Below are 13,858 nucleotides of genomic sequence, written 5' to 3'. Positions count from 1 at the left end.
CTACGGAGGATAATAATGAAGAGAACCAAAATTATATGCACGATGGGACCAAACACGAATGACCGCGCACTGATGAAATCACTTGCTGAGCACGGAATGGATATCGCCAGATTTAACTTCTCACATGGAGACTATGAGGAACAGAAAGCACGTCTTGAAATGCTTAAAAGCATTCGTGAGGAGTTAGGTCTTCCGATCGCAGCACTTCTTGACACAAAAGGACCGGAGATCCGTACCGGACTTTTAAAAGATGGCAAAAAAGTCACCTTAAAAGAAGGTGATACCTATGTTCTCACAACAGAAGAGATTGTAGGAGATGAGACCAGGGGTCATATCAACTACGGCGGCTTAAACGATGATGTAGCTGCCGGCAACCGTATTTTGATTGATGATGGTCTGATTGAACTGGAAGTTTTAGAAGTAAACGGCAGCGAAATCAAATGCAGAATTGTAAACGGCGGTGAACTGGGAGAGAGAAAGGGAGTCAATGTTCCCAATGTGAAGATTAAACTTCCTGCTCTTACCGATAAGGACAAAGCAGATATCCGTTTTGGTATCGAACAGGGCTTTGATTTTATTGCTGCTTCCTTTGTACGTACGGCTGATGCGGTACGTGAAATTAAGGATATTCTGGCAGAGCATGGTTCTGATATTGCAGTTATTGCAAAGATTGAGAATGCGGAAGGTATTGAAAATCTGGATGAGATCATTGAAGTCAGTGATGGAATCATGGTTGCCCGTGGTGATATGGGAGTTGAAATTCCGGCACAGGAAGTACCATTTATCCAGAAGAGTATTATTGATAAATGTAATGAAGCCTGCAAACCGGTTATTACTGCAACACAGATGTTAGATTCCATGATCCGTAACCCACGCCCGACCAGAGCGGAAGTAACTGACGTTGCCAATGCGGTATATGACGGAACCGATGCAGTGATGCTTTCCGGTGAGACCGCTATGGGAAAATATCCGGTAGAAGCACTTTCCATGATGGCTTCCATCGTGGAGGAAACAGAGAAACACTTAGATTATACCGGATACAGACAGCGTAAGGTATCTGCAGTGAATACACAAAATGTATCAAACGCAGTATGTTACTCTTCTGTAGCCACAGCTCACGACCTGGGAGCAAAGGTAATTGTGGCTCCAAGTATTACCGGCTTTACCACAAGACTGTTATCCAAATGGAGACCGGAAAGCTTAATTATCGGTTTATCTCCAAGTGCGTCTGCACTTCGCCAGATGCAGCTGTATTGGGGAGTTGTGCCATTCCAGGCAAGACGTGCGGAATCCACAGACGTTTTAATTTATTCTTCTCTGGAACTTTTAAAAGCGAAAGAGGTTGTGAAAGAGGACGATGTGGTAGTTGTAACCGCCGGTGTAGTAAGCCCTGCAAGAAAGCATGAACCTGCAGCCCACACCAATATCATGCGTGTTGTAACTGTGGATTAATCGCTTATTACAGTATTTCTGAATATTTATACAAAAAAGTGTAGACAAAAGAGTCTATCCCCGGTACAATGTAGCTTACCAGCAGATGTGCCGGAGAGGGCTCTTTTCTGCATATGGTAACGATATGAGAGGAGAGGAAAGCAATGGAGAAACGACCATTTGTAACCAGAGAACAATTAGAAGAAATTGTGAAAGATTATCCAACTCCCTTCCATTTATACGATGAAAAGGGCATCAGGGAGAATGCACAGAAATTAAAAGAAGCATTTGCCTGGAATCAGGGATTCCGGGAATATTTTGCAGTAAAGGCTACCCCCAACCCCTTTATTTTAAATATATTAAAAGAGTATGGATGCGGAGCAGACTGTTCTTCTATGACGGAGCTTATGATGTCCGATGCCATTGGATTTTCCGGTTCTGATATTATGTTTTCCTCCAATGATACCCCTGCTGAGGAATTCCAGTTTGCAGACCGTATCGGAGGCATCATTAATCTGGATGACATCACGCATATTGATTTTCTGGAAAAAGCCATCGGCCATATTCCCGAAACCATCAGCTGCCGTTATAATCCTGGCGGAATTTTTAAGATCAGCAATGATATTATGGATAATCCGGGAGATTCCAAGTATGGTATGACCACAGAACAGATCTTTGAGGCGTTTCGTATTTTAAAAAGCAAGGGAGCAAAGAAATTTGGCATACATGCATTCCTTGCAAGCAATACGGTGACTACAGAGTACTATCCCCTTCTTTCCAAAGTTCTTTTTGAGCTTGCAGTTAAGTTAAAAAAGGAAACAGGAGCTGAGATAACCTTTATTAATCTTTCCGGTGGAATCGGAATTCCCTATCACCCTGGTCAGGAGCCTAATGACATCATGGCCATTGGAGAAGGGGTAAGAAAGGTATATGAGGAAGTGATGGTTCCGGAAGGAATGGGAGATGTGGCGATCTATACGGAGCTTGGCCGCTTTATGTTAGGACCTTACGGCGCACTGGTTACCAGAGCAATACATGAAAAACATACCCATAAGGAGTATGTTGGAGTAGATGCCTGTGCCGTGAATCTTATGAGACCAGCCATGTACGGCGCTTACCATCATATTACGGTTATGGGAAAAGAAGAGGCTCCCTGCAGCCATAAGTACGATGTGGTAGGATCACTCTGTGAGAATAACGATAAATTTGCCATTGACCGGATGCTGCCTGAGATATCTGCCGGAGATCTGCTTTTTATTCACGACACCGGAGCTCACGGTTATGCTATGGGTTACAATTATAATGGGAAATTAAAATCTGCAGAGCTGCTGTTGAAAGAGGATGGATCTGTGCAGCTGATACGCAGGGCAGAGACAGCAAAGGATTATTTTGCAACGTTTGACTGTTTTGATGTGCTAAAAAATGTAAAATATGAATCTGTTTAAAATAAAAAGTATAAAATCCCGTTTTCAGTCATCTGAGAGCGGGATTTTGTTCCATAACACAGAAAAATCCCTGTGTCTGCGACACAGGGGGATTTTCTTAGGATTTTCGGATTTTCAAAAAGGGTGAAAGGATATTTGTTACGTTGTGCATTTCTTATGTACTTAGTATAACACACCACTTCTGGAAAAGTTTGTATATTGTTTGAATAGATTATGAAGATTTTCTTAACTTTGAAGATTTACAGAAAGATCGGATATGATTGAAACTTTGCATATATCAGTATTTCTAAAAAAATAAAATTTTTGAATAATAACGGATTTATTACAATTAGTGACATAAGGATGACGTATTAGTAACACTATGGAATCATGCAGTTAGCTTCTCGCAGGTCTTCGATTGATTTATGAATATAGCGTTCATGCGCATCTCTTGCTGTATGCCCCAGAAGCTTTCTCGAGCATATCTCACTTGCCCCATATCGGTCGAGCAGGCTGGTAAAGGTATGCCGGCAATCATGGGGAGTATGATCGTGGATTCCGATCTGTATAAGCGCATCAGCGAACATGGCCGAATATTCCTTGTATCCCATTCTTTTGCTAGCTTCCATGGAATATAAGTAAGCAAGCAGTACATTTCTTATATAACTCTCTAACAAGAGGTTGAATTCGCGGATGTATAGGGACAGGGCCCCTTTTTCAGAATCAGTCTTGAACCCACTAGGTTAATGAATATAATGAATAATGAAATAGCCCTGGGAATGATCTGACCAAAAAAGTTAGACAAATAATTACTAGGCGACATTTAAGGAATGAGTTCTTTACTGAACAGGACTCATTCCTTTTAGCTTGCCCTTAATCCATAGTTACTGGCAATTACAGCAGTATGGCAGCGTGCGTTATTTGAGAGCGCTATGTGTCAGTCACAGCTTGTGGAGTATTCCGGAAAGATCTATGACTGACGGAAAGATGGTCACAAAACCTATAACGCTCGCGCCGGGTCAAGATGGGCGCTAAAGTGATCAAAAATATCTAAATAAAAAAGAAAAGTACTTTTGTATGTGAAAATTCAAATTATAATATTGCCAATTTCCATTGTAAATGTAATAATAAGGATATGAGTGCATACAAAAGCTAAAATAGGGGGAAAAATATGGGAATACGAGATGGTCAACTATTATATCATTTAACAGAGTTAAAGAACATGGAAAACATACTTAAATATGGTTTGTTATCTAGGAATAGGTTGCTAGAAGAAAATCTTGTATTTGAAGATGTTGCTAATCCGGATATTTTATCATTCAGGTCTCTACATGACTTAGATAATTATGTTCCATTTCATTTCTTTTCAAGCAATCCGTTTGATGGAGATGTGCAAAAGACCCATCCTGAAGATGATTTTGTTTATCTGTGTGTTAAAAGAACGGTGGCGAGAGAAATGGGCTTTGAAATTATTCCCAGACATCCATTAAATATGATGCCATTTAGGATTTATACATATGATGAGGGCATGGAGGTAATAGACTGGGACATAATGGAACAGCGTTGCTATTCTGATCATGAGTGCAAGGAAGTTTGCTTGGCTGAATGTATATATGATGGTGATTTAGCTATTGATGATTTATTTAGCATTAATGTTAGGACAGAAAAAGATAAAGCAGTAATGGAAAACCTGTTTAATAAGTATAAAATAAGAAAACCACCGTATATAAATTTAAGTTCTAATTATTTTATTTCAAAAAAATAGAAAGAAGGGGTTTAGTGATAAAGTTAGTTACTGGTGATATGTTCGCTTCTGGAGCTGATTGCCTATTAAATACAGTGAATTGTGAAGGATTTATGGGAAAAGGTGTAGCTTATCAATTTAAAATGCGTTTCCCTGAGAATAACAAAAGCTATATACAAGCTTGTAAATCCGGGCAATTAAAAGTAGGTAAAGTTCATTACTTTATTGAAGATGGCATAACCATAATTAATTTTCCAACAAAAGATAAATGGAGAGCTTCTTCAAAAATTAATTATATAGAAGATGGTTTAAAGGATTTTGTACAACTATTGCCCAAATTAAGAGTAAAGACTATAGCTGTCCCACCTTTAGGATGCGGTAATGGAGGGTTGGATTGGATTGTAGTAAAAAGGATTATATTAGAAAGTTTAGACAATTTAAAAGATTCTTATGATTTTTTAATATATGAGCCATCATATAATTTTAAGCAGAAACCTAAAGTAGCACCTGAGTTGCATTTATCTAGTCTTGTTATTATGGATTTAAAAATGAACTTGAAGAAGGTATCTGAATTAAGACTTCAAAAATCAGCATATTTTTTAAATTACTTTTTAGGAGAAAATTATTTTAAATTTGATAAGTATAAATATGGACCTTATGATTATGCAATAAGTATAATTGCTAAAGATATTGGAGCATATCAAAAATATTATAATTTAAGTTCTACAGATGAAACCTATAATATGGTTTATAAAATTATATGTAGCGAAAAATTGGATAAAAAGTTGGATAAGATGAATTCTGCTATAAAAAAATCTGCTGATTATGTAAATAATATATCTTCAAATAAGGATTTAGAAGGGATTGCTACGGTATTGTACTTAATACAAAATGGAAAAGAAAGTGATGAATATAAGCTTATTAAACATTTTAAGGAATGGTCAGATGATAAGGCAAATAGGTTTACAGAAAAAGATATAAAGAATTATATAAATTATTTGGAAAACACAAATATTATAGAAAGAAATTTATTAGGTGAATTTAATACTATATAAAATGTCTTAAAAAAACTAACTTATATGTGATTGTTGTCTAGGAGTTGTCATGAATTAGAGTGGGTACGAAATAGAATCATTCTTAATTTTTGAAAGGCGGGTATCCGGAATTTCGGACCCGCCTTAAATTATCGCTTTTTATAGTACTGCTCATCTCATCTTGACTGCCTGAAATATTGCGGGATAACTTTCTGTGGATAGTGTCAAGATTTTTTCGCAAATTGTATTTCAGCCGTTAGGTAGCCGGTAGTCAGCCGGCTATGATATCAGACTGGTTCTGGAGATCCAATTCTTTCAGATGCTCCATATTCATGTAGCGCTTTGTACCCCATTGGGTTCCAGCTACGTGTCGCAGTCTGGCACATACTAGCATTAAAGCACTTTGCCCATCAGGAAAAGCGCCAATAGCACGGGTCCTACGTTTGATTTCCCGGTTCAGACGTTCAATGGTATTGTTAGTGCGGATTCTGGTCCAGTGTTGGCTGGGAAAATCCATATATGTTAGGGTTTCCTCGATTCCATCTTCCACCTTTTTAGCTGCCGAAGTTAATTTCATCTCGCAAAGTTTATCCGCTACTTGTTTCGCCTTTTCCTTTGCAGATGTTTTGCATTCTTGAGCATGGATAGCCTTCAGCAGCATAGAGACTTCTTTCATCTTATTACGAGGAGTTGCTGAGAATATATTCCGATAGAAATGAACGGTACATCTTTGATACTTTGCATCCGGAAATACTTCTGGAATGGATTCGAGCATTCCAAGACATTTATCACCAATAATCAAGCGCACTCCGGCCAGGCCACGTTCTTTTAGCCACACAAAGAATGTTCTCCAGCTTTCACGGTCTTCCTTCATGCCTTCGGCCGCGCCAATAATTTCACGACACCCATCCTCGTTGACTCCAATGGCAACAAGGATAGATACATTTTGAATTTCGCCGCCCCAGCTGCGCTTTAAGTAAACACCATCTATAAAGACATATGGATAAGAACCGGTAAGTTTGCGGCTTCTCCACGTTTCAATGTGTTCATAGGCCTTTTTATTTAGATTGCTTATTGTTCCAGGTGAAACTTTGGTTCCCCATAATGCCTCAGTAATATACTCAACACGGCGAACAGAAACACCTGCGAGATACATTTCAATGAGAGCTTCTTCTACAGAGCATTCTCTGCGGCGATATCGCTCAATAATGGCAGTTTCAAATGGAACGCCCTTTAACTTTGGCATTTTCAATTTGACCTCACCAGCTGTGGTTTGAAAGTTTCTGCTGTAATGTCCGGAACGATATCCTTTACGTTCACCGGAACGCTCATATTTATCGGCATTAACGAGTTCATCTGCTTCATGATCCAGCAACGCGTTGAGGGTTTCCTCAACGCTGTTGCGTACTAAATCTTTCAATTCGTTATGGATAAGTTCCTGATTTAACTGTATAATGTTATCAGACATGTTCTATAGCCTCCTTTGAGAGTATTTTGTGTGGTAACTTAATTCTACCAAACGGCTATAGACCATGTCTATCTTTATGAAATTGAATTTGCGAAATTAATTATACGTCATCTTTCTGTGCTGGGCATTCTGTAAAATCCGCAACAGCTATTATCTGAATTGCATTCCGGTTCCACTGGATCATAGAGGGGACATTTTATTGATATCTGACTCAAGTTCACATTTTGCTTCCATTTCTAACCACCTACTGAAGATAATTACAAGAACGTATATTTGGCTCGCCAAGCGCTTACATATATTACCAAGATAAGAATCCCAGATAATGCAAAAGACAGGTATCCTACATTATGGACCTGCCTTTCAATTACATACATAATATGAAGAACTAGTGACAACATTAGCGACAAAACCCACTTGTCTCCTATAAACCCGTTGTTCTTATAAGAAGATTTTCATAATATATTTGAAGCAAATTTGAAAGTTAAACATGTTTACGGCAAATTCCATCCACCATTTTAGCCTGGAAATGAAACCATGAGGAGCGTACCGGAATATCCTAATAAAAAAAGGAATCAGGTAGCGGACTGTGAATCAGGTGAGAGAAGTGATACACTGCGACAGTGCCATACGCATGGGTTTAACCGGGCGCGGCATCGGTGTTGCAGTTCTTGATACGGGAATTTACCTTCATGAGGATCTTGAACATAGATTGGCAGCTTTTGTGGATATTGTTCACCGCAGGCGGGAACCCTACGATGACAACGGTCATGGCACCCATATATCCGGGATTATAGCGGGAAGCGGCAAAGCATCCGACGGCCTTTATATGGGGATCGCCCCGGAGTGCCATATTATTATGCTGAAAGTATTGGATAAAAAAGGAAACGGATATGCATCGGATGTGCTTTCCGGACTAAAATGGATCCGTGATAACAGGGAACGGTATGGAATCAGGATTGTAAATATTTCCGTTGGTTCCTTTTCGAGAAAAGGGATGACAGAAAATTCCGTTCTGGTAAGAGGGGTGAATGCAGCCTGGGATGATGGTCTTGTGGTGTGTGTGGCAGCAGGAAATATGGGGCCGGGAACCAATACCATTACAACTCCGGGAATCAGCCGGAAGGTAATCACGGTAGGGTGCTCTGATGATTATAAAGAAGTAAATGTAATGGGAAACCGGATGATTGACTACTCTGGCAGGGGTCCTACCGGAGCCTGCATCTGTAAGCCGGAAATTATTGCGCCCGGAGCCGGGATCATAAGCTGTTCCAATGAAGCGGGACAGTATCAGACAAAAAGCGGAACATCTATGTCCACGCCTCTGGTTTCAGGAGCTATTGCGCTTTTACTGCAGAAATATCCGTATATGAGTAACCGGGATGTAAAACTGATGCTGAGAGAACGGGCTGTGGATGCCGGGCTTCCCATGAACCAGCAGGGATGGGGAATGCTTGATGTGGAACGGCTTTTACTTTAGGAACGGAACATGGACCGCCTGTTACTTAAGGCGGTCCGTTCTATGCTTCAGACAGAAAAAACTTGCAGAGCCTGATTCTGTGTGCTATAGTTAAACAGAAGTCTAAGGCAGTCTGCCTTTTTGTTTCCCATTCAGGCGTTTCGCCCTAATTTCCAAAGTAACCGTGTATTTTGAACAGACAGAAGCAGGAGTGTGATGCGTTTGATTGAAGAAGCTTAAAATTCAGGTTGACATTTGCAGCGAAGTATACTATGATAATAAATAGAAAAAGAACGTTTGTTCGTGTTGGAGGAAAAGATGAATAAAGATGATAAGCTGAAAGCACTGGATGCCGCACTTACCCAGATAGAGAAAGCATATGGAAAAGGATCTGTCATGAAGCTGGGAGATTCAGGAACCAATATGAATGTGGAGACCATACCGACCGGAGCGTTAAGTCTGGATATTGCACTAGGCCTTGGCGGCATTCCTAAGGGAAGAGTTGTGGAGATCTATGGACCGGAATCCAGTGGTAAAACCACAGTTGCGCTTCATATGGTGGCAGAAGTTCAGAAGCGTGGCGGAATCGCAGGCTTTATTGATGCGGAGCACGCGCTTGATCCTGTTTATGCGAAGAATATAGGAGTCGATATAGACAATTTATATATATCCCAGCCGGATAACGGGGAACAGGCTCTTGAGATAACAGAGACCATGGTTCGGTCCGGTGCCGTTGATATCATCATTGTAGACTCGGTTGCTGCTCTGGTACCAAAAGCCGAGATCGAGGGCGATATGGGAGATTCTCATGTAGGTCTTCAGGCAAGGCTGATGTCTCAGGCACTTAGGAAACTGACCGCTGTGATCAGCAAGTCCAATTGTATTGTTTTATTCATTAACCAGCTCCGTGAAAAGGTAGGAGTTATGTTTGGCAGCCCGGAGACAACTACAGGCGGACGCGCATTGAAGTTTTATGCATCTGTCCGCATGGATATCCGTAAGATTGAGACCTTGAAGCAGGGCGGCGACGTGGTAGGCAACAGAGCCCGTGTAAAGGTAGTGAAGAACAAGATTGCCCCTCCCTTTAAAGAGGCTGAATTTGACATCATGTTCGGTAAGGGGATTTCCAAAGAAGGCGATATTCTGGATCTGGCCGTAAAAGAGAACATCGTTGAGAAAAGCGGAGCATGGTTTGCTTACAATAATGTAAAGATTGGTCAGGGAAGAGAAAATTCCAAGATCTATCTTCAGGACAACCCCGCAGTTTGTCTGGAGATTGAAAACAAGGTCCGGGTAAAATATAACCTTGCAGAGGAAAAAGCAGTTGCAGGGACTCCTGAAAAGGAAAGCAAGCGCATTAAGCCGGAAGAGAATAAGGCCGGTTCGAAGGAATAAGACCATTGGATTCCCATTTGTCTGAAGCAGAATAACAAGGGGCCAGGCAGGGACAGAATGATTCATAGGAAAAGGGGCATATATGACAGTAACAGAGATTGTGCCCGTCGATAAACGCAGGAGTAAAGTCATTCTTGATGATGACTTTACTCTTGTTCTTTATAGAGGGGAATTAAGACGGTACTCCATGGAAGAAGGCAGCGAGATCACCAGGGAAGTATATGAAGAGATTATCAGGGAGATCCTGTGTAAGAGAGCCAGGGAACGGGTTTTATATCTTTTAAAATCCTCCGATAAGACGGAGCAGGAGTTAAGGAGGAAGCTGAAAGAGGGATATTATCCACAGGAAGCCATTGAGTATGCCATAGATTTTTTAAAGAAGCACCGGTTTATTAATGATGAGGATTATGCCAGAAGGTATGTGGAATTTAATTCCAGAAGAAAGAGTGAAAGACAGATTAAGTTTGAACTGCAGAGAAAAGGTCTGGATAAGGAAACGGTCAGTGATATTTTAAAGGAGCAGCCGGTTGATGAGGCTGCCATAGTACGGGATTATATCAGGAAAAAGCGGTTATTTCCGGAACAAATGGACGCCAGAGAGAAGAGCAAAGTGATGGCATCCCTGGGCAGAAAAGGTTTTTCTTATGAAGCGGTAAGCCGTGTTTTAGGTGAAATTTTTGTCGATGACTGACAATAGTGAAAATGTGTATAAGTATACCGGAAACGGGAGCGAAATACTTGACATAATGTATAAAACAGTTTAAAATTGTAGTGTTGTATTGTTGTACAATGAAAATAAAATAAGGAGGTGCTCCTGTGTCAGTATCAGTATTCACGGCTGCATTGATTACGATCATTGCATCAGTAGTAGTTGCTTTTATTGCCTGGTCTGCTGCGACCGCATACCGTAAGAACACTTACGAAAGCAAGATTGGCTCTGCAGAAGAAAAATCCCGGGAAATAATAGATGAAGCATTAAAGACCGCTGAGACAAAGAAGCGTGAAGCTCTCCTTGAGGCGAAAGAAGAGTCTTTAAAGACTAAAAACGAACTGGAAAAGGAAACCAGGGAAAGAAGAGCTGAGCTTCAACGTTATGAAAGACGAGTACTAAACAAGGAAGAAAACTTGGACAAGAAGTCTGAGGCGATGGAAAAACGAGAAGCAGGTCTTGCTGCTCGAGAGGAAGCCCTGAATAAAAGAAATTCAGAAGTAGAATCTCTTTATGAAAAAGGCATTCAGGAACTGGAAAAAATTTCCGGACTTACCTCCGAACAAGCAAAAGAATATCTTTTAAAATCTGTTGAAGATGATGTTAAACATGACACTGCGAAATTAATTAAGGAACTGGAAAACAGAGCAAAAGAAGAAGCTGATAAGAAAGCAAAAGAATACGTGGTTACTGCCATTCAACGATGTGCAGCAGATCATGTGGCAGAGACAACCGTTTCGGTTGTTCAGCTTCCCAATGACGAGATGAAGGGTCGTATAATTGGTAGAGAAGGCCGCAACATCCGTACGCTAGAGACCCTGACGGGGGTTGAATTGATTATTGATGATACCCCGGAGGCAGTTGTTTTATCCGGATTTGATCCGGTTCGTAGAGAAGTAGCTAGAATCGCATTGGAACGCCTCATTGTGGATGGACGTATTCACCCAGCCAGAATCGAGGAGATGGTGGAGAAGGCGCAAAAAGAAGTTGAGACCAACATGCGTGAAGAGGGAGAAGCAGCCGCTCTTGAAGTAGGGATTCACGGACTGCATCCGGAACTCATCCGTTTGCTTGGTAAACTGAAATACAGAACAAGTTATGGACAGAATGCGTTAAAGCATTCTATCGAGGTCGCTCAGTTATCCGGGCTGTTAGCCGGTGAGATCGGTCTTGATATCCGTATGGCAAAACGTGCCGGTTTATTACATGATATTGGGAAAGCTGTGGATCATGAGATGGAAGGTTCTCATATTCAGCTGGGTCTGGAGTTGTGTAAGAAATACAAGGAATCCGCAATCGTATTGAACACCGTGGAATCACATCATGGTGATGTAGAACCACAGAGTCTGATTGCCTGCGTGGTTCAGGCTGCAGATACCATATCTGCTGCAAGACCTGGTGCAAGAAGAGAGACTCTGGAAACATATACAAACAGATTAAAACAGTTAGAAGATATCACCAACTCCTTTAAGGGAGTGGACAAGTCCTTTGCCATTCAGGCAGGACGCGAAGTTCGGATTATGGTAGTTCCCGATCAGATCAACGATGATGATATGGTGCTTCTGGCACGTGATATCTCTAAGAAGATTGAAGATTCTTTAGAGTATCCGGGACAGATTAAGGTTAACGTGATCCGGGAGTCCAGAGTTACAGATTACGCGAAGTAAAATAATGCCCTAAAACCGTATACTTAATCTTGTGCGGCTTTAGGGCATATTTCATGTCAGGAGGATGATACGTGAAACGTCGGATAAAAGTACTGTTAAGCTGCATACTGATTTGCCAGCTGTTTCTTATGACCGTTTATGCAAAACCGGACTGGCCGTCTGATACAGGGATACAGGCAGAGGCGGGAATTGTGATTGATGCAGATTCAGGAACCGTTATCTTTGGGCAAAATATACACGCCGCTTATCCGCCGGCAAGTATTACGAAGATACTGACTGCTTTAATTGTCCTGGAAAACAGTAACCTGAGCGATATGGTGACGTTTTCAAAGGACTCTGTTTACAATGTGGAAGAAGGAAGCGGTAATAAACTGAATGTTACCAATGGGGATACACTGTCTGTTGAGGATTGTCTGTATTCTCTCATTCTGCATTCCTGCAATCAGGCTGCCAATGCTTTAGCAGAACATGTAGCAGGAAGCAGAGAAGAATTTGTCCGTATGATGAATGACAAATTAACTGAACTTGGCTGCACAGAAAGTCATTTTGACAATCCTTCCGGTTTAAATGGGGATACCCAGTATGTAACGGCATATGATATGGCACTCATTGCCCGTGCTGCTTATAATAATAAAAAACTGGTGGAGATCAGCTCCGCCATCAGCCATAAGATTCCACCCACTGCCAACAATCCTGAGGGCTTGACCATTTATAATGAGCACAGGCTGGTAAAGACGACAGATGAATCCAGTCAGTTCTATTATCCGGCAGCTGTTGCAGGAAAAACCGGATATCTGATTAAGGCAGGCAATACCCTTGTGACTTATGCCCAAAAAGATGGAAGAAGAATGATTTCCGTTATCTTAAAGGGAAGTCCAAGGCAGTATTTTGTTGATGGGAAGGATCTTCTTGAATTTGGATTCAGCCAGTTTGAAAATCTGCCGGTGGCAGGCAATGATACGGAGTATACTACAGGAGATAAGCCTGTTTCTATAGGAACGAAAAGCTATCAGCCTTCAGACCTTGAACTGGAGCCGGATACGGTTATTACTGTTCCAAAGGGGGCACAGTTCTCCCAGGTTGACAAGGAGCTGGTAACGGATCTGCCGGCGGACAGTCCAAAAGGTGCGGTAGCCCTGATCCGATATACTTATAATGACAGGGTAGTGGGACAGACATACCTGCTTTTAAAGGCCCAGGAGGAGTCTCAGAGTGAAACGTCTGTTTCTGAAACTTCAAAAGAACATGAGGAAGAGACGAAAGCGGAGGCAGATGCCAGTTCACAAAAGGGAATTGGAGTAATTGGCACCGTTGGGATCACTGCAGGGGTGTTGCTTTTGGCAGCAGGTACCGCATTGCTTGCTATGAAAAAAAGAAAAGAAAACAGGGAAATTGCGGCCCGCAGAGAGGAACGGAGACGCCGTTTGCAAAAAGAGGGCGATGCGGCTGATTTTGAACGCATTTTAAATGAACGAAGAAACAAAAAGAAAAAGAATAAATAGAAAATGAAAAAGACCAGCTGGGGAAGCT

11 protein-coding genes are annotated in these 13,858 nt (G+C 41.3%); 9 read left to right on the top strand and 2 right to left on the bottom strand.

Translation table 11 applies throughout. From position 1 onward, the window contains the following. Window positions 1-15: 15 nt before the first annotated feature. Entirely contained in the window at window positions 16-1,452 is a 1,437-nt protein-coding gene (gene pyk / locus CRO04_RS13835; protein ID WP_097004843.1) for a pyruvate kinase, read from the top strand. Window positions 1,453-1,595: 143 nt separating this feature from the next. Then, on the top strand, window positions 1,596-2,876 hold the full coding sequence (locus tag CRO04_RS13830) for a diaminopimelate decarboxylase (protein WP_097004842.1): 1,281 nt from the start codon (window positions 1,596-1,598) through the stop codon (window positions 2,874-2,876). Between the two features lie 359 nt (window positions 2,877-3,235). Here CRO04_RS13830 and CRO04_RS13825 read toward each other — a convergent pair whose 3' ends face one another. Further along, entirely contained in the window at window positions 3,236-3,532 is a 297-nt protein-coding gene (locus tag CRO04_RS13825; RefSeq protein WP_097004841.1) for a tyrosine-type recombinase/integrase, read from the bottom strand. Window positions 3,533-4,026: 494 nt separating this feature from the next. Between CRO04_RS13825 and CRO04_RS13820 the strand changes: the two genes are divergently transcribed. Both CRO04_RS13820 and darG read left to right on the top strand, forming a co-directional pair. Further along, window positions 4,027-4,620, top strand: coding sequence for a DarT ssDNA thymidine ADP-ribosyltransferase family protein (locus tag CRO04_RS13820; RefSeq protein WP_097004840.1), 594 nt, complete (start codon window positions 4,027-4,029; stop codon window positions 4,618-4,620). A gap of 14 nt (window positions 4,621-4,634) precedes the next feature. Next, window positions 4,635-5,654, top strand: a complete 1,020-nt coding sequence (gene darG / locus CRO04_RS13815; RefSeq protein ID WP_097004839.1) for a macro domain-containing protein — start codon at window positions 4,635-4,637, stop codon at window positions 5,652-5,654. A 250-nt stretch (window positions 5,655-5,904) separates the two neighbouring features. Here darG and CRO04_RS13810 read toward each other — a convergent pair whose 3' ends face one another. Further along, window positions 5,905-7,101: an IS256 family transposase gene (locus CRO04_RS13810; protein ID WP_097004838.1), complete on the bottom strand. Its 1,197-nt coding sequence runs from the start codon at window positions 7,099-7,101 to the stop codon at window positions 5,905-5,907. A gap of 586 nt (window positions 7,102-7,687) precedes the next feature. Between CRO04_RS13810 and CRO04_RS13805 the strand changes: the two genes are divergently transcribed. The 5 genes from CRO04_RS13805 to CRO04_RS13785 all read left to right on the top strand — a co-directional run bounded on the left by CRO04_RS13805 (window position 7,688) and on the right by CRO04_RS13785 (window position 13,830). After that, window positions 7,688-8,578, top strand: a complete 891-nt coding sequence (locus CRO04_RS13805) for a S8 family peptidase (RefSeq protein ID WP_097004837.1) — start codon at window positions 7,688-7,690, stop codon at window positions 8,576-8,578. A gap of 297 nt (window positions 8,579-8,875) precedes the next feature. Next, entirely contained in the window at window positions 8,876-9,952 is a 1,077-nt protein-coding gene (gene recA / locus CRO04_RS13800) for a recombinase RecA (protein ID WP_097004836.1), read from the top strand. Window positions 9,953-10,034: 82 nt separating this feature from the next. Continuing rightward, on the top strand, window positions 10,035-10,643 hold the full coding sequence (locus tag CRO04_RS13795; protein ID WP_097004835.1) for a regulatory protein RecX: 609 nt from the start codon (window positions 10,035-10,037) through the stop codon (window positions 10,641-10,643). Between the two features lie 125 nt (window positions 10,644-10,768). After that, on the top strand, window positions 10,769-12,328 hold the full coding sequence (gene rny / locus CRO04_RS13790; protein ID WP_097004834.1) for a ribonuclease Y: 1,560 nt from the start codon (window positions 10,769-10,771) through the stop codon (window positions 12,326-12,328). A 71-nt stretch (window positions 12,329-12,399) separates the two neighbouring features. Continuing rightward, complete coding sequence (locus CRO04_RS13785) at window positions 12,400-13,830, top strand: D-alanyl-D-alanine carboxypeptidase family protein (RefSeq protein ID WP_097004833.1); 1,431 nt, start codon at window positions 12,400-12,402, stop codon at window positions 13,828-13,830. The last annotated feature ends 28 nt before the right edge of the window (window positions 13,831-13,858 follow it).

Source organism: Lacrimispora amygdalina (assembly GCF_900205965.1).
In the GTDB taxonomy this organism is placed as follows: domain Bacteria; phylum Bacillota; class Clostridia; order Lachnospirales; family Lachnospiraceae; genus Lacrimispora; species Lacrimispora amygdalina_A.
This window is presented reverse-complemented; position numbering and strand designations above follow the sequence as displayed.

Coding starts and splice junctions, on each gene's coding strand:
- pyk (WP_097004843.1), top strand. CDS start 16: ATGAAGAGAACCAAAATTATATGCACGATGGGACCAAACACGAATGAC.
- CRO04_RS13830 (WP_097004842.1), top strand. CDS start 1,596: ATGGAGAAACGACCATTTGTAACCAGAGAACAATTAGAAGAAATTGTG.
- CRO04_RS13820 (WP_097004840.1), top strand. CDS start 4,027: ATGGGAATACGAGATGGTCAACTATTATATCATTTAACAGAGTTAAAG.
- CRO04_RS13810 (WP_097004838.1), bottom strand. CDS start 7,101: ATGTCTGATAACATTATACAGTTAAATCAGGAACTTATCCATAACGAA.
- recA (WP_097004836.1), top strand. CDS start 8,876: ATGAATAAAGATGATAAGCTGAAAGCACTGGATGCCGCACTTACCCAG.
- CRO04_RS13795 (WP_097004835.1), top strand. CDS start 10,035: ATGACAGTAACAGAGATTGTGCCCGTCGATAAACGCAGGAGTAAAGTC.